This window comes from Nocardia fodinahabitans (assembly GCF_052983615.1).
Window position 1 is genome coordinate 3,830,181 of record NZ_JBRJJC010000001.1, and the last position, 24,716, is coordinate 3,854,896.

Annotated in this window: 22 protein-coding genes; 9 read left to right on the forward strand and 13 right to left on the reverse strand. The window is 68.6% G+C overall.

Annotation, left to right across the window (positions count from 1 at the left end):
• Nucleotide 1: 1 nt before the first annotated feature.
• The 5 genes from NV348_RS17780 to NV348_RS17800 all read right to left on the reverse strand — a co-directional run bounded on the left by NV348_RS17780 (nucleotide 2) and on the right by NV348_RS17800 (nucleotide 5,610).
• On the reverse strand, nucleotides 2–718 hold the full coding sequence (locus tag NV348_RS17780) for a type 1 glutamine amidotransferase (protein ID WP_447147888.1): 717 nt from the start codon (nucleotides 716–718) through the stop codon (nucleotides 2–4).
• The gene (locus NV348_RS17785) at nucleotides 715–1,950 is read right to left on the reverse strand and encodes a DUF1727 domain-containing protein (protein WP_447147889.1); all 1,236 of its coding nucleotides are present in this window, start codon (nucleotides 1,948–1,950) and stop codon (nucleotides 715–717) included. The genes NV348_RS17780 and NV348_RS17785 overlap by 4 nt, the downstream gene beginning before the upstream one ends.
• Nucleotides 1,951–2,007: 57 nt before the next feature.
• Nucleotides 2,008–2,634, reverse strand: coding sequence for a hypothetical protein (locus NV348_RS17790; RefSeq protein WP_447147890.1), 627 nt, complete (start codon nucleotides 2,632–2,634; stop codon nucleotides 2,008–2,010).
• A gap of 104 nt (nucleotides 2,635–2,738) precedes the next feature.
• Entirely contained in the window at nucleotides 2,739–4,490 is a 1,752-nt protein-coding gene (locus tag NV348_RS17795; protein WP_447147891.1) for a hydroxysqualene dehydroxylase, read from the reverse strand.
• 190 nt (nucleotides 4,491–4,680) lie between these two features.
• Entirely contained in the window at nucleotides 4,681–5,610 is a 930-nt protein-coding gene (locus NV348_RS17800; protein ID WP_447147892.1) for an EamA family transporter, read from the reverse strand.
• A 71-nt stretch (nucleotides 5,611–5,681) separates the two neighbouring features.
• Between NV348_RS17800 and NV348_RS17805 the strand changes: the two genes are divergently transcribed.
• On the forward strand, nucleotides 5,682–6,581 hold the full coding sequence (locus NV348_RS17805; RefSeq protein WP_447147893.1) for a LysR family transcriptional regulator: 900 nt from the start codon (nucleotides 5,682–5,684) through the stop codon (nucleotides 6,579–6,581).
• Here NV348_RS17805 and NV348_RS17810 read toward each other — a convergent pair.
• The 3 genes from NV348_RS17810 to leuA all read right to left on the reverse strand — a co-directional run bounded on the left by NV348_RS17810 (nucleotide 6,568) and on the right by leuA (nucleotide 11,361).
• Nucleotides 6,568–7,353: a DUF6585 family protein gene (locus NV348_RS17810; protein WP_447147894.1), complete on the reverse strand. Its 786-nt coding sequence runs from the start codon at nucleotides 7,351–7,353 to the stop codon at nucleotides 6,568–6,570. The genes NV348_RS17805 and NV348_RS17810 overlap by 14 nt on opposite strands.
• A 28-nt stretch (nucleotides 7,354–7,381) precedes the next feature.
• The gene (locus tag NV348_RS17815) at nucleotides 7,382–9,007 is read right to left on the reverse strand and encodes a MinD/ParA family ATP-binding protein (protein ID WP_447147895.1); all 1,626 of its coding nucleotides are present in this window, start codon (nucleotides 9,005–9,007) and stop codon (nucleotides 7,382–7,384) included.
• Nucleotides 9,008–9,543: 536 nt separating this feature from the next.
• Complete coding sequence (leuA, locus tag NV348_RS17820; RefSeq protein ID WP_447147896.1) at nucleotides 9,544–11,361, reverse strand: 2-isopropylmalate synthase; 1,818 nt, start codon at nucleotides 11,359–11,361, stop codon at nucleotides 9,544–9,546.
• A gap of 272 nt (nucleotides 11,362–11,633) precedes the next feature.
• Between leuA and NV348_RS17825 the strand changes: the two genes are divergently transcribed.
• The 3 genes from NV348_RS17825 to NV348_RS17835 all read left to right on the forward strand — a co-directional run bounded on the left by NV348_RS17825 (nucleotide 11,634) and on the right by NV348_RS17835 (nucleotide 15,072).
• Nucleotides 11,634–12,404 (forward strand): sulfite exporter TauE/SafE family protein, encoded by a 771-nt coding sequence (locus tag NV348_RS17825; RefSeq protein ID WP_447147897.1) that lies wholly within the window; start codon nucleotides 11,634–11,636, stop codon nucleotides 12,402–12,404.
• A gap of 127 nt (nucleotides 12,405–12,531) precedes the next feature.
• Complete coding sequence (locus tag NV348_RS17830; protein ID WP_447147898.1) at nucleotides 12,532–14,145, forward strand: GMC oxidoreductase; 1,614 nt, start codon at nucleotides 12,532–12,534, stop codon at nucleotides 14,143–14,145.
• A gap of 69 nt (nucleotides 14,146–14,214) precedes the next feature.
• Nucleotides 14,215–15,072, forward strand: a complete 858-nt coding sequence (locus tag NV348_RS17835) for an ion transporter (protein WP_447147899.1) — start codon at nucleotides 14,215–14,217, stop codon at nucleotides 15,070–15,072.
• Here NV348_RS17835 and NV348_RS17840 read toward each other — a convergent pair.
• From NV348_RS17840 to NV348_RS17850, 3 genes are all read right to left on the reverse strand, one after another.
• A complete protein-coding gene (locus NV348_RS17840; protein WP_447147900.1) occupies nucleotides 15,059–16,261 on the reverse strand; it encodes a low temperature requirement protein A in 1,203 nt (400 codons plus the stop codon). The genes NV348_RS17835 and NV348_RS17840 overlap by 14 nt on opposite strands.
• A 69-nt stretch (nucleotides 16,262–16,330) precedes the next feature.
• Nucleotides 16,331–16,789 (reverse strand): SRPBCC family protein, encoded by a 459-nt coding sequence (locus NV348_RS17845; RefSeq protein WP_447147901.1) that lies wholly within the window; start codon nucleotides 16,787–16,789, stop codon nucleotides 16,331–16,333.
• 98 nt (nucleotides 16,790–16,887) lie between these two features.
• Complete coding sequence (locus tag NV348_RS17850; protein ID WP_447147902.1) at nucleotides 16,888–17,460, reverse strand: TetR/AcrR family transcriptional regulator; 573 nt, start codon at nucleotides 17,458–17,460, stop codon at nucleotides 16,888–16,890.
• A 71-nt stretch (nucleotides 17,461–17,531) separates the two neighbouring features.
• On the opposite strand from NV348_RS17850, the gene NV348_RS17855 reads away from it, so the two are divergent.
• From NV348_RS17855 to NV348_RS17865, 3 genes are all read left to right on the forward strand, one after another.
• Nucleotides 17,532–18,107, forward strand: coding sequence for a dihydrofolate reductase family protein (locus NV348_RS17855; RefSeq protein WP_447147903.1), 576 nt, complete (start codon nucleotides 17,532–17,534; stop codon nucleotides 18,105–18,107).
• A gap of 137 nt (nucleotides 18,108–18,244) precedes the next feature.
• Complete coding sequence (locus NV348_RS17860; RefSeq protein ID WP_447147904.1) at nucleotides 18,245–19,510, forward strand: aspartate kinase; 1,266 nt, start codon at nucleotides 18,245–18,247, stop codon at nucleotides 19,508–19,510.
• Between the two features lie 3 nt (nucleotides 19,511–19,513).
• Entirely contained in the window at nucleotides 19,514–20,548 is a 1,035-nt protein-coding gene (locus tag NV348_RS17865) for an aspartate-semialdehyde dehydrogenase (RefSeq protein ID WP_447147905.1), read from the forward strand.
• 95 nt (nucleotides 20,549–20,643) lie between these two features.
• On the opposite strand, the gene NV348_RS17870 is transcribed toward NV348_RS17865, so the two are convergent.
• A complete protein-coding gene (locus NV348_RS17870; RefSeq protein ID WP_447147906.1) occupies nucleotides 20,644–21,996 on the reverse strand; it encodes a serine hydrolase domain-containing protein in 1,353 nt (450 codons plus the stop codon).
• A 416-nt stretch (nucleotides 21,997–22,412) separates the two neighbouring features.
• Here NV348_RS17870 and NV348_RS17875 point away from each other — a divergent pair, with 416 nt between their 5' ends.
• Entirely contained in the window at nucleotides 22,413–22,835 is a 423-nt protein-coding gene (locus NV348_RS17875) for a Fur family transcriptional regulator (RefSeq protein WP_447151075.1), read from the forward strand.
• Entirely contained in the window at nucleotides 22,832–24,292 is a 1,461-nt protein-coding gene (locus NV348_RS17880; RefSeq protein WP_447147907.1) for a catalase, read from the forward strand. Before NV348_RS17875 ends, NV348_RS17880 begins: the two co-directional genes overlap by 4 nt.
• A gap of 56 nt (nucleotides 24,293–24,348) precedes the next feature.
• Here the strand turns inward: NV348_RS17880 and NV348_RS17885 are convergent, their stop codons facing one another.
• Nucleotides 24,349–24,486, reverse strand: a complete 138-nt coding sequence (locus NV348_RS17885; RefSeq protein ID WP_447147908.1) for a hypothetical protein — start codon at nucleotides 24,484–24,486, stop codon at nucleotides 24,349–24,351.
• Nucleotides 24,487–24,716 lie beyond the last annotated feature (230 nt).

A 24,716-nucleotide genomic window follows, 5' to 3' on the forward strand; every position in this document is an offset into this window, starting at 1 on the left:
GCTAGGCGCGGAGGCGTTCGCGGCGGAGGCGGTCTACCTCGGGGAGGTCGAGGGGGGCGAGGTCGGTGGGGGAGATGCCGAGGGCTCGGGCGATGAGGAGGTCGGCGAGTTCGGGGTTGCGGGCCAGGGCGGGGCCGTGCAGGTAGGTGCCGATGACGGAGCCCTGGACCACGCCTTCGGTGCCGTCACCGACGCCGTTGCCGACACCGCGGGTGACCTTGGCGAGCGGGGCGGCGTCGGGGCCGAGGAGGGTGCCGCCGCGGTGGTTCTCGAAGCCGGTCAGCGGGGCGGACAGGCCGTCGAGGACGGGGGTGGTCGTCACCTCGCCGATGGCGCGGGTGTCCTGGGGGGAGGTGGTGACATCGAAGAGGCTGACGCCGTCGACCTTCTCGCCTGCCGAGGTCTCGTACCAGTTGCCGAGCACCTGGATGGCGGCGCAGATCGCGAGGACGGGGGCGCCCTTGGCGGCGGCCTGCTGCAGGCCGGGGTACTTCTGCAGGTGCCGGGTGGCCAGGCGCTGGGCCGAGTCCTCGGCGCCGCCGAGGGTGTAGATGTCGAACGAGTCCGGTACCGGGTCGGCCAGGGTGATGTCGACGATCTCGGCGTCGTAGCCGCGCATCCGCAGCCGCTGGCGCAGTACCAGCGCGTTGCCGCCGTCGCCGTAGGTGCCCATCACGTCGGGCAGGACGAGGCCGATGCGAATGGTCGACTCGCTCATGCGCGTGCCTCCAGGTCACGGTTGAGATCGCGGAACGCGGTGTAGTTGGCCAGCACCTCGACGTGCCCGGCCGGGCAGGAGGCGATGGCGCGCAGCGGGTCCGGGACGAGGGTGTGCTCGACCCCGGCGTAGGTCAGGCGCACGGCCAGGTCGGTGGCGCGCTCGCCGGCGGCCACCACCTGCACGCCTTCGAAGTGCTCGAACCGCACGTCCCACAGCCAGGACAGGTCCTCACCGTCGGGCACCTGCCCGTTGACCGCGATCACCAGACCGGCCGAGGTCGGCTCGATCATCGACAGCGCCTCTTGCCAGCCCGCCGGGTTCTTGGCCAGCAGCAGCCGCGCGTCGTGCTCGCCGACGGTGACGGTGCGGTAGCGGCTGGCGATCTCGCGCACGGTGCCGGTCGCGTCGGTCGCCTTGGCGGGCTCGGCGCCCATCGCGACCGCCGCGGCGACGGCCTGCGCCGCATTGCCGCGGTTCGCGCGACCGGGCAGCGCCAGGTGCAGGGGCGCGCGGAAACCGTCGGGGCCGCACAGGTCTTCGCCCTCGAGCCACCAATCCGGCTGCGGGCGATGGAAATCGGCGCCGGTCGAGCGCCAGTTCTCGCCCTCCCAGACGATCGGCTCACCGCTGCGCGGACAGCTCGTCGCGTCGACAGCCCAGCCGCTGCCCGCCGACACCCACACCACCCTGGGATGGTCGTAGGCGATGGAGGCCACCAGCACGTCGTCACAGTTGGCGATGACGACGGTGCCGGGATGGCGGGCCAGCCCCGCGCGCAGCTTGCGTTCGATCATGTTGATCTCGCCGACCCGGTCGAGCTGGTCGCGGCTCAGGTTCAGCAGCACCACGGCGGCCGGGTCGAGCGCGTCGCTGACATGCGGCAGATGCAGTTCGTCGACCTCGATCGCGGCCAGCGGCACCCCCTGGTGCACGCTCAGCGCGGCGACGATGCCCGCGTCCATATTGGCGCCGTCGGCCTGGGTGGCGACCTGGCCGAGCGAGCCCAGCGCGGCGGTGGTCATCCTGGTGGTGGTCGACTTGCCGTTGGTGCCGGTGATCAGCACCGTCCGCCTGCCGCGACCGAGCTGCGTCATGATCGTCGGATCGATCTTCAGCGCGATCAGGCCGCCGATCATCGAACCCTTGCCGCGGCCCGCCTTCTGCGAAGCCCACGACGCTGCCGCCGCCGCTCGCAAAGCCAGGCGCCCACGCACCGAGATGTCTGCCACGCCGCGAGTCTATGTGCGCGCGGTCGCGGGCCGCGTGCGGGAGCGGTGTGAGGTACGTCAGTCCATCCTGGCGACCAGGGTGCGCACGATCTCGGCGGTGACCTCGTCGCGCCAGATCTGGAACCGCGCGGGGCTGTCCAGGCCGCCGACCGAGGAGTCGCCGGTGATGGCGAACGCGAAATTCCCCCGATGGCAGTCCACCGTGGATTCGATGATCTTGCCGTAGGTGCATTCGGTGGCGCCCCACTCCGGTGCCACCGGGTCGCCGGTGAAGCGCTTCCGATCGGCGTAGTAGGCGGCGACGGCGGATTCCTCGCCGACCGCGGAGAACATGACGGTGATCTTGGCGTTGTCCGAGGACGCGGGCAGGTCGGGCAGGTCGAAACCGAACAGGCACCCGCCCTGGGCGATATTGCGCACCGATTCGTCGACGATCTGCACGGTCTGCGGCGTGCGTTTCAGGTTGGTGGCCTGCGGCAGGATCGCGGTGATCTCGGCGTCGGAGAGGACGGCGCAGGCGTCGGGCCAATTGTCGTCGGTGGCGGGCAGCGTCACGGTGATGGGCTGGGTGGCGGGTTTCGCCTCGCCGAAGTGGATACCCGGCGGACCGACCGGACCACACGCGCACAGCACCGCCGTCGCTACCGCTATCGAGCCGGCCGTGCCGAGTACGCGCAGATTCACCAGAAATCCCCCCGCTAACACCGAGTGTCGATCAGACGGTCGTTATTGTCGGCGGAACCGGACGCGGAAGCAACGGGCGTTCTGGTCGTTCCAACAGTTCACAACTATTCGTCGAACATATTGGGCAATCCCCGGGCGTAGCGATCGGCGTCGAGCACCCGCAGCGGCTCGAGTTCCGGCGTGCGGCGCAGCCGGAAAGTGCGGCAGCGCTGGGCCGATGAGCCCGACACGTCGAGCAGCGCGTTGACCGCGGCGCGCGCCGACTCGTTGGCGCCCTCCATGGTCGCCAGGTCGACATCGGTGCGCACGTAATCGCCTGCCAGGAAAAGATTCTCGATCGATCCGTGCGGCTCGGGCCGGGCGTCCCACGAGCCGGCGGTATTGATGAGCAACGGATCGGCATTCGCGTTCCGGCTGCCCTGCCAGGTGATCCCCGGGTCGAGAAACCAGGAATGGACGTCGGCCGGGCGTAGCAGTTGTTCGCGGTCGTTGAGATGTGCGGCGAGCTGGGCCCAGACCTCGCGGAAGATCTCCTCGTGCGTGCATTCCACGGCGGGCTTGCCGTAGAGCATGCCGGGCGTATTCCAATCGGAGATGTCGACGGACAGGCAGTCGGCCACCGATCCGTCACCGAACGAATTCAGCTTGTGGGTCCACAGCTGGTTCTGGCTGATCGAGGTGAGCGACCACGGCGAATCCACGAACGCGGTATGCCCGCGCGAAATATGCAGTGGGGAACGGAAATAGATCTGCATGCCGTTCATCCAGTCGACGAACAGGCGATCGGTCGCGGCCAGTTCCGGCGCCAGTTCGAGCAACTGCGGCGACCAGAGTTTGCGCGCCTGCTCGACCGGCAGCGCGGTGACGAAATAGTCGGCCTCGACGGTGCGGGCCCCGGTGGCGTCGGTGATCCGCGCGGCGCCGATGCGCTTGTCGCGCACCACGAGTTCCTCGACGCGCGCGCCGAGTTCGAACCGCACGCCGAGTCCGCGCAGGTGCTGCACCCACGGGTCGATCCAGGCGATATTGGTGGCGTTGTTCAGTACCCGGTCCAGGCCGCCGTCGTTGCCGAGGCCGAGCGGGTTGCCCAGGAACTGCTCGCCCATGCTGCCGATGGTGCGCGTGCTGGCCAGATCCTCCTTGGCCGCGACCATGATGCTGGTGAGCGAGCGGGAGACGATCGCGCGGAACTCGTGCGAGCGCTCGTGGCCGTGCACGAAGTCCTGCCAGGAGGTGTGCTCCCACTGGCCGAAGCGGCGGGCCTCGCAGCTGCTGTTGAACACCAGCAGCCGGTTGGCGAAGTACGCGACCTCGGCGGGCGGCATCTTCGTCATCGTCGAGAGGGTGGCGGCCAAGGTTTCCCTGATCGCGTCCGGATGGGTGTTCGGGTTGGTGAAGCCGTCGGGCAGGGCGAGCAGGATGTCGTCGGTGTCGCGGCGGGAGAACCTGGCCTCGGGCACGGTGAGCAGATTGCTCCACACGCCGTCGGCATTGCCCGCGACGGGGATCCGGCGCATGGTGTCGGGCAGGTTCTGATAGAAGCCGGGGAAGAAGCGGAAGCCGTGCTCACCGGGCAGATCGGGCCTGCCGTCGCGGCCGGTGCCCGGTACCGGCACGCTGCGGGCCTTGCCGCCGAAGGCCCTGGCCTCGTAGACGGTGACTTCGAAACCGCGTTCGGCCAGCTCGTGCGCCGCCGTCAGCCCGGCGACACCGCCACCGAGGACCGCGACCCGCCGGCCGGGCGGCGCGCCCAGCGCAACACCCGGCGCGCCCGCCACGGCCCCCGCCGATACCACCCCCGCTGCGACTGTGCCGCGGAGAAAGGTCCTCCGCGAGACGGGCCACCGTTGCGCCATATGCTGTTCAGCTGCCTTGCTCGAATTATTGCCTGCGATTTGCTATCACTCTAGAGCGCGGCGAAGACCTGGCTATTGCGACCTGCATGTCGTTCGCCCGAGCTCGAAACCGACCGGTCGCGCGGAAAACGCATCGCGCGATCGGTCACATGCTAGCCAGAGCCTTCGCGATTGTGCGCTGATTTGGACGTTAGACCTGAACCAGGCCGCGATCCGGGACCGGGTCCGGTACCCGCCGAAGCTGCCGGGTGGTCGTCGCGGCGAAGGCGCCGGCGATCACGATCGCGCCGCCGACGAGCGCGGCCGCCGACGGCTGCTCGTCGAGGGCCACCCAGGCCGCGGCGATGCCGACGACCGGGACGAGCAGCGACAACGGCGCCACCGTGCCCGCCGGATAGCGGCTCATCAGATATGTCCAGAGGCCCGATCCGCAGACCGTCGCGAGGAGGGCGATATAGGCGAGCGCGGCCAGCGCGGGGAGCCCGGCGGTCGAGGAGACGGCCGCGCCGAGCGCGCGGAAACCGGTGTCAGGCCCCTCGACAGCCATCGACAGCGCCAGCAGCGGGAGCACCGGGATCACCGACATCCACAGCGTCAGATGCAGCGGATCGAAGCCGGGGGAGTCGGCGCCCGCCTGGCGCGCGCCGATATTGCCGAACGCCCACCCCAGCCCGCCGGCCAGCGTCAGCAGCACCGGAAGCAGCGTGGCATGGGCCAGCCGGTCGGCGCCGATGACGGCCATGCCGAGCACCGCCACCGCCAGGCCCGCGACCTGGACCGGCCGCAGCCGCTCGCGCAGCAGCACGGCGCCCAGCACCACCGTGAACGGCGCGGAGGATTGCAGCACCAGCGAGGCGAGCCCGGTCGGCATGCCGGTGCGCATCGCGGTGAACAGGAAGGCGAACTGCAGGATGCCGAAGCCGGTGCCGTAGAGCAGCAGCCAGCGGGTTTGCACGGCGGGCCGCGGAATGAAGACGAGCACGGGGATCGCGATGACGGCGAACCGCAGCGCGGCGAAGAAGAACGGCGGGAAGTGGTCGAGGCCGATCCGGATGGCCAGGACGTTCAGGCCCCAGAGCACGACGACGGTCAGTCCGAGCAGGCGGTCGCGGGTGGTCACGCCCTAATCGTGCGATTGGCGAAGCATCAGGACAATCGAATAAAAGTGGATAAATAAAGTAGATTTACTTCATGTTTTCCATCGACCGACTGCGGATTCTGCGCGAGCTGGCCGATCGCGGCACGGTCGCCGCCGTCGCCGCGGCGCTGTCGATGACTCCCTCGGCGGTGTCGCAGCAACTGAAGGTGCTCGCCAGGGAAGCCGGCGTCGCGCTGCTCGAGCCGGACGGGCGACGCGTGCGGCTCACCGATGCCGGCCAGGCGCTGGTGCTGCGGGCCGACGACGTGCTCGCCGCGATGGAGCGCGCGACCGCCGAGATGGCGCACTACCGTGGCTCACCGCGCGGGCAGGTCAGGGTGGCGTCGTTCCCGTCCGGCGCCGCGCTGCTGCTGCCGCCGGTGCTCACCGCGCTCGCCGGCAGCGGCGTGCGGATCGTCGCGGGCGACGAGGACCTGCCGCCGTCGGAAGCGCCCAAACTGCTGGCCGACTACGACATCGTGCTCACCCATCGCGACGAGCGTGCCCCTTCGCCGGCCGGTCCGCGGCTCTCGGCGCGGGTGCTCATGCGGGAACCGATCGACGTCGTCGTCGCGGCGACGCACCCGCTCGCGGGCAGGCGGGCGGTACGCCCGGAGGAGCTGGCCGACGAGACGTGGGTGAGCGTGCGCGGCGGATTCCCGGTCGACGACGTGCTCGAGTCGATCGCCACCATCACCGGAGTGCGGCCACGGATCGCGCAGCGGCTCAACGAGTTCCGGGTGATCGAAACGCTCGTGGCCTCGGGCTACGGTGTCGCGCTGATGCCGCGCTTCGCGGTCGCCCATCCCGGGCTGTCGGTGCTGCGGCTGGCCGGGGTGCGCGCGGCGCGGGTGTACGAACTGCTCACCCGGCCGCAGGCGCACCGGCGTCCCGCCATCGCCGCGGTGCTCGACGCCTTCGAGGCCGCGGCCCGCGAGGTCAGCGCGAGCTGACCGACGCGCGCAGCCGGTCGACCAGCGCGCGCAGGACGAAGAAGTTGGGGATGTCGGCGATCGAGGTCGAGTTCAGCCCGAACCACGTGCCCTCGACGGCGATCTCGGCGTAGCCCGAGACCGTCTGCAGGCCCTGGACCTGGTGCCACGGCACGCTCTTGTTGCGCGCGCCGATCTCGTTCGCGGTCAGCCAGAGGTCGCCGAAGTCGAGCCGGTGTCCGGCCTGTACCGCCGCGAGCGCCTGGGGCAGCTGGGCCGCGGTGACGGCCTGCTGAAGCCACTGGCCCCACTGATCGGCGTCGGTGAACGAGCTGTCGAGCACGAAGTGCTGACCGGCGAGATCGGTCAGCGTGTAGGTGTGGACGGTGATGATCGGGCCGCCGTTGGCGCGCTTACGGACGATCTTCTGCAACACCGTCGTCGAGTCGAACCGCGCGACGCTGGTGCGCCCGCCGACCACCGCGACCAGGCCGTGGTCGTAGACGGCGAGCCGGTTGCCCGCGGTCTCGCGCTCGTGCCACCACGCCTGCGCCGTGCTCAGCACGAATCCGAACCCCGCGCCGATCGCGATCAGCCCGGTGATCCAGGCGATCCCGGCCTGATCGGTGACGAAGGCCGGGGCCGTCACCGCGAGCGCGACACCCGCCACGATCCCGAGCACCCGAATCCGGCTCCACGCCATCACGGCCGGGGTGTACGCCGCCCGGTGACTACCGAGTCCCGCGCCCGCCGCCATCCCGGCGACATGGCGCGCGGCCACGACCTCGGACATGTCCCCCCCCCAATTACCTTCGGCTATCTCAGAATTGCCCCGGCTGGTACTGCTGCTGACCCTGGTAGGGCTGGCCCTGTGGCGGGAACTGCTGGCCCTGCTGCTGCCCGTGGTAGCCGAAATCGTCGGCGACCATCGCGGCCAGTTCGAGCAGCGCGCGCCTGGTCGGCTTGCTGACCAGCTCGAGGTCGATCTCGGCCCCCTCGGCCAGGTGATCGTCGAACGGGACGATCTGCACGGCGCGGGTGCGGTCGAGGAACAGCTTGCGCAGCTGGTCCAGGTCGACCGTCGACGCGCCGCGGCGCGAGGCGTTCACGACGACGACGGTGCGCTCGACGAGCTTGCTGTAGCCGTGGTGGTCGAGCCAGTCCAGCGTCGCCGAGGCGCTGCGCGCACCGTCGATCGCGGGCGAGGTGACCAGCACCAGCGAGCTCGCCATGTCCAGCACGCCGGACATCGCCGAGTGCATCAGACCGGTACCGCAGTCGGTCAGGATGATGTTGTAGAACGACTGCAGGATGCCGATCGCCTTGCGGTAATCAGCTTCGCTGAAGGCTTCCGACACGGCCGGGTCCTGCTCGGAGGCAAGCACTTCCAGCCGGCTCGGGGCCTGCGAGGTGTGCGCTCGCACGTCCGAGTAGCGGGTGATGCTCTGGTCCTCGAGCAGGTTGCGCACCGTCGAGCGGGTCTGGCGCGGCACCCGGTGGGCGAGGGTGCCCAGGTCGGGGTTGGCGTCGATCGCGATGACGCGGTCGCCACGCTGCGAGGCGAAGGTGGAACCAAGGCCGACCGTGGTGGTGGTCTTGCCGACGCCACCCTTGAGCGAGAGGATCGCGATCCGGTAGTCACCGCGGACCGGCTGGTTGACCCGCTCGGCGAGATCGCGGTGGACGACGTCGGCCGCCGACTCACCCGGGTTGATCATGCCGCCGGAGGCCTTGTGCACGGCGCGCCGCCACCCGCTGCGCGGCGCCTTGCGGGCCCGCTTGAGCAGGTTCAGATCGTTGACCGAATGGCCGGGCTGACCGGGCGCGTTCACGTGCTGCGGCTGGAACGGCTGATGCTGCTGCGCCGGGCCGCCCTGCCACTGCGGCTGACCGGGCGTCGCGCCCATCGGACCGGGCTGCCCCGGCTGACCGGGCATCGGACCGGGCGGCATGCCGCCCTGCATCGGCGGCTGGTACATCGGCGGCGGCGGGGGCGCCCAGCTGTAGATGGGCTCGGACTGCGGACCCTGCGGCTGCTGCTCCTGCCCGGGGAACTGCGGCTGCTCGGGTGCGCCCGGATACGGCCCGGGAGCGCCGGGATAGGGCTGCTCACCGGTCGCCTGCGGACCGGGGTAGGGCTGTTCGGCGCCGGGCTGCCCCGGCCACGGCTGCTCGGTGCCCGGCGCGGGCTGACCGGGCCACGGCTGCTGCTCGGGGCCGTTCACCAGGGGATGCGCGCCACCACTCTGGTACGGATCGGGCGCCCCCGGGTACCCGTTCGGGGCGAACGGGCCGGGCACGAAGCCACCGGGCTGGAACACGGTCTGGTCGGCGAGCCCGGCGTGCGGCTCGGCCGCGGCCTCGGCGGGCTGCGGCTCGGGAGCCTCGCCCGGCTGCTCGGCGGCGGTATCGGTGGGCTCGATGTCGTCGCCGGTGGCCGTCTGCACTCCGGCGGATCCGGACGCAGCGTCGGCCGTCTCAGCCGACGGACTCTGCAGCCAGGGCGGAGACGTCGGATTATGGTCGTTGTTGGTCACAGTTCCCCCACTTTGCCCGATGAACGAGCAGGAAGCTCGGCGCTGAATGTGCACCAAAACGCTAGCACGGTGTTATTTGGAGCGCTGGCGCGCTCGAGGTCGCGGCCCCTCCTGTCCCGCCGGTCAGACACCGTTGCTTGCTCCTTCGTCGCTTGCGCAACGGTGCCTGACCGGCGGGACGGCCGCGACGGCCGACTTCGTCGGCCTGCCCCTCCTCGAGGTCGGGGCGTTCGGGGCCACGAGTGCGCGATGTGCGACAAACGCCACCCGGTGATGTCGTACGGACACGGGTAGCTCCCCAAGCACCTCCGACCCACCCGCACTGAACGTAAGCCCGACCGCCAACGGTCGAGCTACCGGACGGTCCGCTGCATCCCGGGGAGGCGGGCCCGGCTACCGGACGACCCGCCGAATCCGGAGCGGCGCGCCCGGCTACCGGACGACCGCTACCTTCCCTGAGCGGCGGTACCGGCGGCTGCCCGGTTGACCGCCGAGACGACGGCCCGCAGCGACGCGGTGGTGATCGAGGTGGCGATACCGACGCCCCACACGACCTTGTCGCCGATCGCGACCTCGACGTAGGCGGCGGCCTGCGCGTCGTCACCGGCGGACATGGCGTGCTCGCTGTAGTCGAGCACCCGCACGTCGAACCCGACGGTGGCGATCGCGTCGACGAACGCGGCCAGCGGGCCGTTGCCGGACCCGGTGATCTCCTGCTCGACGCCGTCGACCTTGACCGTGGCGACGATGGTGTCGACGCCGCCGTCGGTCTCCGACGCGGTCACCTTTTGGCGCATCCGCTCCAGCGGCAGGATCGGGTTCAGGTACTCGGTGGCGAAGACGTCCCACATCTCCTTGGGCGTCACCTCGCCGCCCTCACCGTCGGTGATCGCCTGGATCGCCTGCGAGAACTCGATCTGCAGCCGGCGCGGCAGCACCAGACCGTGATCGGTCTTCATGATGTAGGCGACGCCGCCCTTGCCGGACTGCGAGTTCACCCGGATGACGGCCTCGTAGGTCCGGCCGACGTCCTTCGGGTCGATGGGCAGGTACGGGACCTCCCAGGTGATGTCGGCGACGTCGGCGTTCTGCGCGTCGGCGGCGGCCTTCATCGCGTCCAGGCCCTTGTTGATGGCGTCCTGGTGGCTGCCCGAGAAGGCGGTGTAGACCAGGTCGCCGCCGTAGGGGTGACGCTCGGCAACGGCCAGCTGGTTGCAGTACTCCACCGTGCGACGGACCTCGTCGATGTCGGAGAAGTTGATCTGCGGGTCGACGCCGCGGGAGAACATGTTCATGCCCAGCGTCACCAGGCAGACGTTGCCGGTGCGCTCGCCGTTGCCGAACAGGCAGCCCTCGATGCGGTCGGCGCCGGCCTGGTAGCCCAGCTCGGCGGCCGCGACGGCGGTGCCACGGTCGTTGTGCGGGTGCAGCGACAGCACGATCGAATCGCGGCGGGCCAGGTTGCGGTGCATCCACTCGATCGAGTCGGCGTACACGTTCGGCGTGGCCATCTCGACGGTCGCGGGCAGGTTGATGATCAGCGGCTTGGCCGGGGTCGGCGCGATGATCGCCGAGACCGCGTCGCAGACCTCACGGGCGTAGTCCAGCTCGGTACCGGTGTAGGACTCCGGGCTGTACTCGTAGCGCCATTCGGTGTCGGGGTAGCGCTGCTCGATCTCCAGGCACAGCGCGGCGGCATCGGTGGCGATCTTCTTCACCGCGTCGCGCTCGGCGCGGAAGACCACCCGGCGCTGCAGGATCGAGGTGGAGTTGTAGAAGTGCACGATGACGTTCGGTGCGCCGTTGCAGGCCTCGAAGGTGCGCTCGATCAGCTCGGGGCGGCACTGGGTCAGGACCTGGATGGTGACGTCGGCGGGAATCGCGCCGTCCTCGATGATCTCGCGGACGAAGTCGAAATCGGTCTGGCTGGCGGCCGGGAAACCGACCTCGATCTCCTTGTAGCCCATCCGGACCAGCAGGTCGAACATGCGGCGCTTGCGGGCCGGGCTCATCGGGTCGATGAGGGCCTGGTTGCCGTCGCGCAGGTCGACGGCGCACCACGCGGGGGCGCGATCGATGATCTTGTCGGGCCAGGTGCGGTCGGGCACCGAGATGGGCTCGACCTCTTCGGCGAAGGGCCGGTACCGGAACGACGGCATCGACGAGTTCTTCTGGTTGTTCCAGGCGGGCTGGTCGGCCGGTGCGGGTTTGCCGGGGGCCGTGATGGTGCGCGAAGCGGATACGAATGCGTCAGCCGAGGACATGCAAGTTTCTCCGTGGGTGAGGTGGATTCCCTGGTGGGAGCGGGTCGACCGGCGCGTTGGAACCCCGCGACGGGAGCCGGTCCGTATCAGAACCCGTCGCGGCGGCCGAGAAGAAGTGCCCGCTGCATGATCCTTCGAGGATACCGCGTGCCCTGCCCCGCTGGTAAGCGGCCTGGGGAAACCGGCCGGTAGTAAGCGAGCGGTACGGTTTTCAGCGAATCGCACGCTTGTACGGACCATCGCGTCCGACGAGACGTCACAAAGGAACTCGGATGACTTGGTTACAGCAAGTGGCCATTCTCGCGGCGGGCATCGCCGCGGGTGGCATCAACACGATCGTCGGCTCCGGCACCCTGATCACCTTCCCCACGCTGCTTGCCTTCGGTGTGCCGCCGGTGACGGCGAACGTGTCCAACACGATCGGCCTGGTCCCCGGCTCGGTCAGCGGGGTGATCGGCTACCGGCGCGAACTGGAAGGGCAGCGGTCGCGACTGCTGCAGCTGGGCACCGCCTCGCTGCTCGGTGGCATCACCGGCGCGATCCTGCTGCTCGTCATGCCCGCCGAGGCCTTCCAGGCGATCGTGCCCGTGCTGATCATCGCCGCGCTGATCCTGGTGGTCGTGCAGCCCCGGCTGGCGGCCTGGGTGAAGCGGCGCAGGGCCGACGGTGACGCGGCCACTCCCGAGCACGGCGGCCCGATCCTGCTGGTCGCGGTGTTCGGCACCGGCATCTACGGCGGCTACTTCGGCGCCGCCCAGGGCGTGCTGCTGCTCGGCCTGCTCGGGGTGTTCGTGCACGAGGACATCCAGCGGCTCAACGCGGTGAAGAATGTGCTGGCGTTGATCGTGAACGCGGTGTCGGCGGCGATCTTCATCGCGATCGCCGAGGTGAACTGGCAGGCGGTCGCGCTGATCGCGGTCGGCTCGATCATCGGTGGCCAGCTCGGCGCGAAGGTGGGACGCAAGCTGCCGCCGAACGCGTTGCGCGCGGTGATCGTCATCGTGGGCACGATCGCGGTGATCCGGCTGCTGACCTCGGGGTGAGTCCAGGCCGCTCGATGCGGCCCGCCCGCCGGTTGTGACTACCACCAAACGCCCCTCGGTTGAACACCATTGGCGTTTCACACGGGGTATCCTGCGCTCGGCCATGCGTGATGAGGGAGGTGGCCTGGTGCACAGACGTGCCTTCTTCAAGGCGGCGGGACTGGCGACGATCGCCGGTGCCGTGGGGACGACGCTGACGACCACGGCCGCCTCGGCCGATCCGCGCGAGGCGATGTTCCGTACCTGGGTACCGGAGATCTTCGAGCCCATCCCCGACGCACCGGCGCACACGCAGGCCATCGTCATCGGCTCCGGCTTCGGCGCGGCCGTCACGGCCCTGCGGCTGGCCGAGGCCGGGATCGTCAACACCGTGCTCGAACGCGGTTCGCGCTGGCCCAACGACCCGTGGCGGGAGATCTTCACCGGCGACGACCTGCCCGACGGGCGCGGCTTCTGGCATCGCACCAGCTTCACCGGCGTCACCAAGGTGCCGATGAGCTTCGGCGCGTTCGGCGGCGTCCTCGACGTCACCGAGTACCCGGGGATCGACGTGTGGCGCGCCGCCGCGGTCGGCGGCGGTTCGGTGATCTTCACCGGCGCGATGGTGGCGCCCGAACGCAAGCTGTTCGACCACGTCTTCGGCGGTGTCGTCGACTACGGCGAGCTCGAACGCGTCTACTACCCGCGCGTGCGCGAAATGCTCCGCCTGGACCCGATGCCCGCCGACATCTACCACTCCGCGCCGTTCGCGCACTCGCGCGCCTGGGACGACCAGGTCCGTGCCGCGGGCTACCAGCCGGTGACCAACGATTCGATTTTCACCTGGGACGTACTGCGCAGTGAACTGGCGGGCAATTCCCGCGCCTCGGCCACCGTCGCCCGCTCCAACCTGGGCAATTCCAACGGCGCCAAGTTCGACCTGAACCAGAACTACCTGCGCTACGCCAGGGAGACCGGCAAGTCCCAGGTGTATCCGGGCCACCGCGTCGACGCCATCGCCCAGGAGGCGAGCGGCAAGTTCGTGGTCACCGTGACGAAACTGGCCCCGACCGGTCAGAACCTCGGTACCCGCACGCTGACCTGCGACAAGCTGTTCCTCGGCGCCGGTTCCGTCGGCACCTCCGAGCTGCTGGTCCGGGCCCAGGCCACGGGCGCGCTGCCCAATCTCAACGAGCACATCGGCGACGGCTGGGGCACCAACGGTGACGTGGTGCTGGCCCGCGGCGCGAGCGCGGTGGCGGGCCAGGGCCAGGGCGTGCCCAGCGCGAGCCGCATCTACGACGAGTCGCGCGTCCCGCTGACCCTGGAGAACTGGTACATCCCGGGCATTCCGTTCGAGACCGGCGCGCTCGCCTCGCTCGGTATGGTGCTCGACCCGACCAGGGCCCGCTTCGGCTATCACGCCGGCGGCGGGGTCGGGCTGAGCTGGTCGGCGGGCGCCCAGGACGCCGTCGTCGACGCGGCGCGCGCGGTCGATCACCGGATCGCCGAACGCGCGGGCGCGCTCGCCGAGTACGGCGCGCTCGGCTACGACGCGAACGCCCGGTTCACCGCGCATCCGCTGGGCGGCGCGGTGCTCGGCAAGGCGACCGATGCGTTCGGTCGCGTGCACGGGCACCCCGGCCTCTACGTGATGGACGGCGCGGCGATCCCGGGCAGCACCGCGACGGTCAACCCCTCGCTCACGATCACCGCACTGGCCGAACGCAATATCGCGGCCGTGATCGGCGCCGGTCGCTGACACTCGCGGACCGGTCGCGCGCAATGTGACCGATGCGCACCGACCCGGCCGTTACGCTCGGCAAGGACGATGGCGTTCGAAGGGAGTACCGAGGTGGCCTCACCGGGCATCGAGCGGGTCGAGGCGTTGCCGGACGTGCGCTCCAAGACGCCGTCGCTACGCACCGATCTGTTCATGCTGGTCCTGGCGATCATCTCGGTCGTGCTGGTCGTGTGGATCACCTTCTTCCCGGTCTCCGGGGCGACCTATCACGCGATCGTGGTCACCGACTGGACGATCTGCGGCATCTTCCTGATCGAGTTCCTGTGGCGGTGGCGCCGCGCGGGCTGGCCGTGGAGCTTCCCGTTCGTCTACTGGTACGAAGTGGTCGGCATGATCCCGGTGACCAGCCCGATCTTCCGCGGTTTCCGGCTGCTGCGGATCGTGGTGATCGTGATCCGGCTCGGCCGGGTCGCCGATCGCGCGCTGGGGGAGCGGGTCACCGCGACGATCGTGAACCGGTTCGTCGGCACCATCGTCGACGTGATCAAGCGCCCGATGACGATCGCGATCCTCGACGAGGTCTCCAAGGTCCTGCGGGCCGGGCACTACACCAAGAACATCGCCGCGGCACTGGAGGAGAACCACACCGAGGTCGACCAGATGATCGTCGACCTGATCAAGAACGACCCGGCGACCAGCAAGCTGCGCTACGTCCCGTTCCACGACGACATCATCCGGCTGGTGGCCGACACCGTGTACCGGATGCTGCGCCAGCTGCTCGACGATCCGCGCACCGACGAACTCGTCGCCGACATGCTGCGGGAGAACCTCGATCAGATCACCGACGCGGTGCGCGCCGGGGTGAGAGTGCCGCCGTCGCACCGGGGGGCGACGCCCGCCGAGCACGGCGTGCGCCACCACGTCGGTCAGGTCAAGCGTGTCTGATCTGATCGCGCGGGGTCGCGTAGCGGATGGTCTCGAAGATCACCAGCAGGGCCAGCAGCGCGCACAGCAGGGCCAGCGCGGCGAGCGCCGGTAGGTTCGTCGCCACCGGGATCAGCGCGACCAGGAGGCCCGCGGTGACCACCCGGGCAGTCGAGATTTGCTTGGTCGCATAGTATTTCGCCGCGACCACGCCGAGCAGGAACAATGCGGGCCCGACGTAGAGCGCGGCCAGCGGAATGCCGTGCAGCGCGTCGGTGAGCTTGTGGTGCGAGGCGTCGCCGACGTAGTACAGCACCTTCTTCAACCCGAGCGAGAGCGCGATGACGCCGGCGATCATCGGGAAATGCCCGTAGGTGTAGCTGCGCTGCGCGATCTTGATCTGGTGCGCGCCGCGGGAATGGGCGAAGGCGTGCTCGATCGAGATCGCCGCGACGTCGAAGTAGAGCCACCACAGCAGGCCCGACACCGCGAGCCCGAGCATCGAGCCGAGCGCGATCGGCCACGAGATCGGCAGGCCGGCCACCCCGATGCCGATCGAGACGATGGACTCACCGAGGGCGATGATCACGATCAGCCCGTAGCGCTCGGCGAAATGCGAGGCCGAGTTGATCCGCCAGTCGGTGCCCGCGAACCAGGTCCAGACCATGTCGCCGGCGATCGCGGCCAGCCACAGCAGGATCTGGGTGAGGCCGTCGGTCATGGCGGCGACGACGAGCAGCGCGGTGCCGAGGGTGATCGAGCCGATCGCCCAGCGCAACAGCTGCCCGCGCAGCTGGGAGTCCTCGGCGCTGATCACCCAGAAGATCGAGACGTGCACCAGCCGCACCACCAGGTAGGCGATGGCGAAGACGAGCGGACCGAACCAGCCGCCGCTCAGGTCGTCGAACGCCTCGGGAATGGTCAGCGCCGCGATGAACGCGCCGCCCATCGCGACGAACATCGCCACCCGGGTGATGCCCTCGTCGGCTCTGACCACATTGCCCAGCCAGGAGTAGGCGATCCACAGCCACCACATCAGTGCCAGGACCAGCGTCGCACGGACCACGTTGGCGCCGGTGGGATTGTCGGCGGCCAGCGCGGTGACCATGGTGAAGGCGAAGACGATCACGAGGTCGAAGAACAGTTCGAGCTGAGTCACCGAGGCGCCTTCGGTCACCTGCTGGAACCGAACCCGTCGAGTACCGATCATGCGCCCATCGTCGCACCCGGAGTCGTCGTCCGCGTGGAACCGTGGGAGCTTTCGCCGTCGGCGGAACTCCTAGCCGACGCCGTAGCGCTCGATCTCGGGATACCGCTCGGCGAAGTCGATGAAATTGGCGACGACCTCGTCACTCACCTTGCGCAGGGTGCGCTTGAACAGGATGCCGGGGATGGGCAGCGGCAGCTGGATCTCGACGTGATAGTCGAGCTCGGTGCCCTCGGGGGTCGCGAGCAGATCGAACGAGCCGCTGCCCTTGGAACCGCGGCTGCTGTCGACGACCTCCCAGGACACCCGGTTGTGCTCCCAGGAGAATTCGAGGACCTGCGCGTCGGAGTTGCCCATGAAGGTCGCGGTGACGAAGACCCGGCGTGGCCTGCCGTCGGCGTCGCGGGGGCCGACGCGGACGTCGCTGTAGGTGGTGGACCACTCGGCTAGCAGATCGACGGCGAGCAGAGCATCCATGACTTGGTCGACGGGAGCATCGACGGTGAATCGGATGTCGATCTTCGAGCGCATCTTGCCTGTCCTCCGAAACCCCCGCTGTCTTCGCGCCCGATTGTGCACATGTGTACCAGTGATCGTCAACACGTCTATGGTCTGGACATATGACCGGGTCAGGGGCGTATCGCCCGCTCGACGGCGGTTTCGATCAGCTCCATGCTCTGTTGCTCGGTAAAGATCCCGGGCAGGGTGAGGTGTTCGACGATGAGCCAATTCAGGGCCAGATACAGCAGGAGTACCGACGCCTCGTCGCCCGGCTGGCCCGACGCCAGGTGGTTGCGGACATTGAAATCCAGGTCGGCCCTGACCCGCTCGGTGAGCACCTCGCGCAGCTCCGGACGCCGGGTCGCCTCCAGCCGCAATTCGAGTAGCGCGAGGTAGGCGGTGCGGTGCGATTCGAGCCGTCCGACCACCTCCTTCATCAGCGCGGTGATGTTCTCGACCGTCTTCGGGCCCTCGCTGACCAGCGCCATCGTCTCCTCGGACGGCTGCACCACCTCGTAGAAGCGGGTGCCCGCCTGGGTGAGCAGCTCGTCGCGGCCGGCGAAGTAGTTGGACGCGGTGCCGACGGGCACCCCGGCCTGCTTGTCCACCGCGCGGAAGGTGAGGCCACGCGCGCCTTCGCTTGCCAGTACCTCGATCGCCGCGTCGAGCAGCGCCTGTCGTCGTTCGGGATTAGTTCGCACTTGACACCACTCCGTTTGTAGTACTACGTTGAAACCACTTCAATCAGAGTACAACAACTTAGGCGGTACCCATGCGAAAGCTTGTCTACTACATCGGTGTCTCCCTCGACGGCTACATCGCAGGTCCCGGCGGCGAGTACGACTTCTATCCGACTCCGCCCGAGTACTCGGAGTGGCTCAACGGCGAATTCCCCGAGGCCGTCCCGGCTCACCTCCGCGCGCATTTCGGGATGGACGTGGACACGCCGAACAAGCACTGGGACACCATGCTGATGGGCCGCGGCACCTACGACCCGGCGTACCTCGCCGGCATCGTCAGTCCGTTCCCGCATCTGAAGCAGTACGTCTTCTCGTCCTCGCTCGGGCCGGTCGACGGTCCGAACGTCGAGATCGTCTCCGGTGATCCGGCCGAGCTGGTGCGCGAGCTCAAGCAACAGGACGGCCGTGACATCTGGCTGTGCGGTGGCGGCAGCCTGGCCGGTCAGCTCATCGACGAGATCGACGAGATGGTCATCAAGAGCTACCCGGTGATCGCGGGAGACGGCGTCCAGGCGTTCACCGGCGTCTTCAAACCGACATCCTTCACTCCGGTGCAGCGCAAGGAATTCGACAACGGCACGCAGGTCACCTGGTTCACCCGGGCCTGATTTCGGTGGTTATCCACAGGTGACGAGCCTGTGTCGTTTTCCACAGGCTGGGGAGGTAGCGGCGAATCCGGTGGACCTGGGCCGGTACTCTTGGTCGCTGATACCAAGCCTGATTGTCGATCGTGAAGGACCTAGCCGTGGCTCTCGTTGTTCAGAAGTACGGAGGATCCTCGGTGGCCACCGCCGAGCGGATCCGGCGCGTCGCTGAACGGATCGTGGAGACCAAGAAGCAGGGCAACGACGTCGTCGTGGTCTGCTCGGCCATGGGTGACACGACCGACGAGCTGCTCGATCTCGCGGAGCAGGTGGCCCCGGCGCCGCCTGCTCGCGAGATGGACATGCTGCTCACCTCCGGCGAGCGCATCTCGAACGCGCTGGTGGCCATGGCGATTCATTCGCTCGGCGCCGAAGCGCGCTCGTTCACCGGTTCGCAGGCCGGTGTGATCACCACCGGCGCGCACGGCAACGCCAAGATCATCGACGTCACCCCCGGCCGCCTGCAGGAGGCGCTGGCCGAGGGGCAGATCGTGCTGGTCGCCGGCTTCCAGGGCGTCAGCCAGGACAGCAAGGACGTCACCACGCTGGGCCGCGGTGGTTCCGACACCACCGCCGTCGCCCTGGCCGCGGCGTTGAAAGCCGATGTCTGCGAGATCTACACCGACGTGGACGGCATCTTCAGCGCCGACCCGCGCATCGTCGGCGACGCGCAGAAGCTCGACAAGATCTCCTACGAGGAGATGCTCGAGATGGCCGCCTGTGGCTCGAAGGTGCTCATGCTGCGCTGCGTGGAGTACGCGCGCCGCTACAACGTTCCCGTTCATGTTCGGTCGTCCTACACCGACAAGATCGGCACCACTGTTTTCGGATCGATGGAGGACATTCCCGTGGAGCAGGCAATCCTGACCGGCGTCGCGCACGACCGCAGCGAGGCCAAGGTGACCGTCGTCGCCCTGCCGGACGAGCCGGGCTACGCGGCCAAGGTGTTCCGTGCGGTCGCCGACGCCGAGATCAACATCGACATGGTGCTGCAGAACATCTCCAAGGTCGACACGGGCAAGACCGACATCACCTTCACCCTGCCCAAGACCGACGGCGCCCGTGCGGTCGAGATGCTGACCAAGCGGCAGGACGAGATCGGCTTCGCGCAGGTCCTCTACGACGACCACATCGGCAAGGTGTCGCTGGTCGGCGCGGGCATGAAGTCGCACCCGGGCGTCACCGCCACCTTCTGTGAGGCGCTGGCCAACGCGGGCGTGAACATCGATCTGATCTCCACCTCGGAGATCCGGATCTCGGTGCTCGTGCGCGACACCGAACTCGACGAGGCCGTGCAGGTCCTGCACAAGGCCTTCGATCTGGGCGGCGACGAGGCTGCCGTCGTCCACGGCGGAACGGGGCGTTGAACCATGGGTGTACGGGTAGGCGTCGTCGGCGCGACCGGTCAGGTCGGCGCCGTCATGCGCAAGCTGCTGGAAGAGCGCAACTTCCCGGCCGACGAGGTGCGGTTCTTCGCCTCGTCGCGCTCGGCTGGTAAGACGCTGCCGTGGCGCGGCGGCGAGATCGTCGTCGAGGACACCGAGACCGCCGATCCGTCGGGTCTCGACATCGCGCTGTTCTCGGCCGGTGCCACCATGTCGCGCGTGCAGGCTCCGCGCTTCGCCGCGGCGGGCGTCACCGTGATCGACAACTCCTCGGCCTGGCGCAAGGATCCCGACGTGCCGCTGGTGGTCTCGGAGGTCAACCCCGAGGCCACGCGCAACCTGCCCAAGGGCATCATCGCGAACCCGAACTGCACCACCATGGCCGCGATGCCGGTGCTCAAGCCGCTGCACGACGTGGCGGGCCTGCAGCGCCTGATCGTGTCGAGCTACCAGGCCGTGTCCGGTAGCGGCCTGGCCGGTGTGGAGGAGCTCGCCACGCAGATCCGCGCGGTGGCCGCCGACGCCGAGAAGCTGGTGCACGACGGCAGCGCCGTCGACTTCCCCGCGCCGAACAAGTACGTCGCCCCGATCGCGTTCGATGTCATCCCGCTGGCCGGCTCGCTGGTCGACGACGGCACCGGCGAGACCGACGAGGACCAGAAGCTGCGCAACGAGAGCCGCAAGATTCTCGGTCTGCCCGACCTGCTGGTCAGCGGCACCTGTGTGCGCGTGCCGGTCTTCACCGGCCACTCGCTGTCGATCAATGCCGAGTTCGCCGAGCCGATCTCGGTGCTGCAGGCGCAGGAACTGCTGGCCAAGGCGCCGGGCGTGCGCCTGGTCGACGTGCCGACCCCGCTGGCCGCCGCGGGCCAGGACGACTCGCTGGTCGGCCGCATCCGCCAGGATCCGGGCGTCCCGAGCGGCCGCGGTCTCGCGCTGTTCATCTCCGGCGACAACCTGCGTAAGGGCGCCGCGCTCAACACCATTCAGATCGCGGAAGTTCTGCTGAACAACCGCTGAGCAGTTCGGTAACACGGGCTGGGCCACCACAATCGGTGGCCCAGCCCGTTTTTCGTCTCACGACTCGACCCGGCGCAGTCCGTCCAGGCTGACCGCTACCGCCGGATCCCGGGGGTGCGCGGATCGTCTCCGAGACAGACCAGCACCGCGCACCCCGGCGGAATGCTCGCGAACGGCGCGGCCAGCGGCTGGCTCAGGCAGTCGAACACGGTGCAGCCCGGATAGGCGCCGGGACCGATGCCGAACACCGCGAGCAGGATGTTGGCGTCGATCAGCCGTGCCGGATCGAACTCGATCGGCGGTTCGACATACGGCGCGGCGACCGGCGCGGGCGTATCGGTGAATGCCGCGAACAGCCGGCGGAAGAACTCGTGCGGCAGTTCCTCGGGATGCGCGATCACCCCGCTCGCACCGTACGCGGTCTCGTTGCCGAACGCGCCGGTCCACATGACCATCAGGTCCAGGCCAGGCAGGAAGAAGACGTTCTGCAGCGCGAGCCCCGACATGAAGAAGCTGTCGGCGGGCAGGAAATCGGGGGACTCGGCGCAGTCGGCGCCCACCCAGAACAGGTAGCCGTAGCAGCTGTTCTGCGGTGACGGGGTGCGGGCTTTGCGCAGGTAGTCGGCGGAGATCACCCGGTGCGCGCCCCAGCGCCCGTCGTTGGCGACGAGCAGCCCGACCTTGGCGAGATTGTTGGGCGGCAGCAGCAGGTGGGCGTAGCCGTAGGTGTGCCCGGACCGATCCCGCGCCCAGTAGTAGTCCGAGCGGGCGATGCCGAGCGGGTCGAACAGCTCGCGCTGCGCGAACTGCTGCAGCGGTTCGCCGACGGCCAGCTCGATCACCCACGACAGCAGGTCGACATTGCGCTGGCTATAGCTGAACGCGGTGCCCGGCGGGTTGGTCAGCTCCACCGCCAGCGCCTGGACCGCGCTGTTCGGGTCGACCGGGATCACCGCGGTGATGCCCTCCGTGAGCACGCCGACCTTCATCCCTGAGGTCTCGGTGAGCAGGTTCTCCACCGTGATCGAGCGGTGCACCGCGTCGCCGAGGCCGGCGGGCAGGTACCGGTCGATCGGGGCGCCGATCTCGAGTTTGCCCTGGTCGGAGGCGATTCCGGCGAGCAGCGACACCACCGACTTGGTGACGCTCCAGATGTTCCACGCGACGTCGCCGGTCTCGTCGTTGCGCGGGCCCTCCCCGACCAGGCAATTGTGCCGGAACACTTGGACATTGAACCGATTACGGGTGGCGGCGAATTGCAATGCCTCCTCGAGCTTGGCCGGGTCCAGCCCGACCTGTTCCGGGCTGGCACGTTCGAGATCACGCTCAGAGGTCACCGCGCACCGCGTCTCGGCACTGGGGTCGGCGGCAGCGGGAGCGGCGACCAGCGTCGCCGAAGCCAGTGCAACCACGATCGTTCCCGCGAAAAGTCCCCTGATCAGCCCCATGCGGCCGAGACTAGCCCGCATCGCCGTCCGTAACCCGTATAGCGGGGCCGCTCGTTCCCCTAATCACAGGCATGTTCATCTCCCCGTAAAACCCCGACTCACAGACGGCCTGGCCGGGAGACGGCAAACGCCGCCAGGTCGATGAGGGAGACCTGGCGGCGTTCGAGTCGAAGGGCCGCCGCGTGGACGGCCCGTCAGGGTGTCGACGCCCCACAAGCGCCTCTCGGCGGGTGGTCGCTCGTAGCGACAAAGGGGTGAGGCCCGGGGCTGTTCGGGCGCCGACAGTGGTGTTCAACCAAGGTCGCATTGGAGCTATTCCGCGCCTCGGATGTGATCCGCGCAACCTAGCTTGATCGACTCGTTTTCTTGACTTATTCCAGAAAACGGGGAGAGTGGAGGTCGTGCACACCGAGGACATGGACGCTCGCCGACTGTTGCGCGACGCCGGGTTGCGGGTGACCGCGCCCCGGGTCGCGGTGCTGGATACTGTTGCGGCGCTACCACATTCGGATGCGGAGACGATCGCGACGGCCGCCAGGGCGCGGCTCGGCGCGGTGTCGACGCAGGCGGTGTACGACGTGCTCAGTGCCTGCGTGCGCGTGGGGATCCTGCGGCGGATCGAGCCGGCGGGTTCGCCTGCCCGGTTCGAGACCCGGACCGGGGATAATCATCATCACCTGGTGTGCCGAAGTTGTGGGCTGGTCGTCGACACCGATTGTGTGACCGGCGCCCCGCCCTGTCTGCAGCCCGCGGACGATCACGGTTTCGCGATCGATGAGGCCGAGGTCGTCTTCTGGGGGTTGTGCCCCGACTGTCGAAATCAGGAGGCCGCGAAATGACCAAGCCGACCACGACGAACACCGGTAATGCCGTCGAGAGCGACGACGAATCGCTGTCCGCCGGAACCCAGGGACCGGTGCTGCTGCACGACCACTACCTGATCGAGAAGCTGGCCCAGTTCAACCGTGAGCGGGTGCCGGAGCGCATCGTGCACGCCAAGGGTTCCGGCGCCTACGGCGAGCTGGTGGTGACCGGCGATGTCAGCCGCTACACCAAGGCCAAGCTGTTCCAGCCGGGCGCGCGCACCGAGTCGCTGGTGCGGTTCTCCACGGTGGCCGGTGAGCAGGGCAGCCCGGACACCTGGCGTGACCCGCGCGGTTTCGCGGTGAAGTTCTACACCGAGGACGGCAATTACGACCTCGTCGGCAACAACACCCCGATCTTCTTCATCAAGGACGCGATGAAGTTCCCCGACTTCATCCGCTCGCAGAAGCGCCTGCCGGGCAGCGGTCTGCGCGACCACAACATGCAGTGGGACTTCTGGACCCTGCGCCCGGAATCGGCGCACCAGGTGACCTGGCTGATGGGTGACCGCGGCCTGCCCAAGACCTACCGCCACATGGACGGCTTCGGCTCGCACACCTACCAGTGGATCAACGCCGAGGGCGAGCGGTTCTGGGTGAAGTACCACTTCAAGACCGATCAGGGCATCGAGTTCCTCACCCAGGCCGAGGCCGACACCCTCGCCGGTTCCGATCCCGATTACCACCGCCAGGACCTCTGGGAGGCGATCGAGCGTGGCGAATTCCCGAGTTGGACGCTGAATGTCCAGATCATGCCGGTCGCTGAGGCCGAGGGCTACCGGTTCAACCCGTTCGACCTGACCAAGGTGTGGTCGCAGCGGGACTACCCGCTGATCGAGGTCGGCAAGTGGACACTCAACCGCAATCCGGGCAACTTCTTCGTCGACATCGAGCAGGCCGCGTTCGAGCCGTCCAACATCGTCCCCGGCATCGGCTTCTCGCCGGACAAGATGCTGCTCGGCCGCGTCTTCGCCTACGCCGACGCGCACCGCTACCGCATCGGCACCAACTACGCGCAGCTGCCGCCGAACCAGGCCAAGGCCGCCGAGGTGAACTCCTATTCGAAGGAGGGCGCCATGCGGTACCAGTACAACCCCGCCGACGTGCCGGTCTACGCGCCGAACTCCTACGGTGGTCCGCACGCCGACCCGTCACAGGCGGGCGACGGCGGTCTGTGGGAATTCGATCCGTCGATGGTGCGGGCTGGCTACCTCGAGCACGCCGAGGACGGCGACTTCACCCAGGCGGGCACCCTGGTGCGGGAGGTCCTCGACGACGCGGCGCGTGAGCGGCTGGCCGACAATATCGTCGGGCACGTGCTCGCCGGGGTCAGCGAGCCGGTACTGAGCCGGGTATTCGAGTACTGGCGCAATGTCGACGCCGATCTGGGCAAGCGCGTCGAGGAAGGGGTCCGGGCCGGCCGGGAGGGCTGATCCACCGATCGAACCGACAGCGAGGCAGGTACGCCGCAAGGCATACCTGCCTCGCGTCATGTCCGCAGGAAATAGGTTGGCGCGGAGCGGAATTCGTTCCGCGCCAGTGATGTCTTCTCGGTCAGAAGTTGCTGAACCAGTACAGCAGGCTCGCCAGCAACCAGACGATTACGGTCTCCATCGTCGTTCTCCATCTTGTCGGTACTTCCATCATCGCCGATGAACCGGCCTGTGCTGACAAGTTGTTCTTAAGAACCTCTCGAGACGGGCATCGCATCCTTTCTCCAGACACCGGAACAACCGGGTCCGACCGGTCTCGAGGGGTGATCAGTCGGACCCGGCGGTGCAGACCAGAAGGTGGCTCTTCCAGACGCTGAAGACGCACTGCCGACGGTAACCACACCGAAGGACTGGGCCGGAGCTG

Excerpts from the sequence above, each read along its gene's own strand:
- NV348_RS17780 (WP_447147888.1), bottom strand. The coding sequence starts at position 718 with ATGAGCGAGTCGACCATTCGCATCGGCCTCGTCCTGCCCGACGTGATG.
- NV348_RS17795 (WP_447147891.1), bottom strand. The coding sequence starts at position 4,490 with ATGGCGCAACGGTGGCCCGTCTCGCGGAGGACCTTTCTCCGCGGCACA.
- NV348_RS17805 (WP_447147893.1), top strand. The coding sequence starts at position 5,682 with ATGTTTTCCATCGACCGACTGCGGATTCTGCGCGAGCTGGCCGATCGC.
- NV348_RS17810 (WP_447147894.1), bottom strand. The coding sequence starts at position 7,353 with ATGTCCGAGGTCGTGGCCGCGCGCCATGTCGCCGGGATGGCGGCGGGC.
- leuA (WP_447147896.1), bottom strand. The coding sequence starts at position 11,361 with ATGTCCTCGGCTGACGCATTCGTATCCGCTTCGCGCACCATCACGGCC.
- NV348_RS17825 (WP_447147897.1), top strand. The coding sequence starts at position 11,634 with ATGACTTGGTTACAGCAAGTGGCCATTCTCGCGGCGGGCATCGCCGCG.
- NV348_RS17835 (WP_447147899.1), top strand. The coding sequence starts at position 14,215 with ATGGCGTTCGAAGGGAGTACCGAGGTGGCCTCACCGGGCATCGAGCGG.
- NV348_RS17840 (WP_447147900.1), bottom strand. The coding sequence starts at position 16,261 with ATGATCGGTACTCGACGGGTTCGGTTCCAGCAGGTGACCGAAGGCGCC.
- NV348_RS17845 (WP_447147901.1), bottom strand. The coding sequence starts at position 16,789 with ATGCGCTCGAAGATCGACATCCGATTCACCGTCGATGCTCCCGTCGAC.
- NV348_RS17855 (WP_447147903.1), top strand. The coding sequence starts at position 17,532 with ATGCGAAAGCTTGTCTACTACATCGGTGTCTCCCTCGACGGCTACATC.
- NV348_RS17865 (WP_447147905.1), top strand. The coding sequence starts at position 19,514 with ATGGGTGTACGGGTAGGCGTCGTCGGCGCGACCGGTCAGGTCGGCGCC.
- NV348_RS17870 (WP_447147906.1), bottom strand. The coding sequence starts at position 21,996 with ATGGGGCTGATCAGGGGACTTTTCGCGGGAACGATCGTGGTTGCACTG.
- NV348_RS17875 (WP_447151075.1), top strand. The coding sequence starts at position 22,413 with ATGGACGCTCGCCGACTGTTGCGCGACGCCGGGTTGCGGGTGACCGCG.
- NV348_RS17880 (WP_447147907.1), top strand. The coding sequence starts at position 22,832 with ATGACCAAGCCGACCACGACGAACACCGGTAATGCCGTCGAGAGCGAC.
- NV348_RS17885 (WP_447147908.1), bottom strand. The coding sequence starts at position 24,486 with ATGGAGAACGACGATGGAGACCGTAATCGTCTGGTTGCTGGCGAGCCT.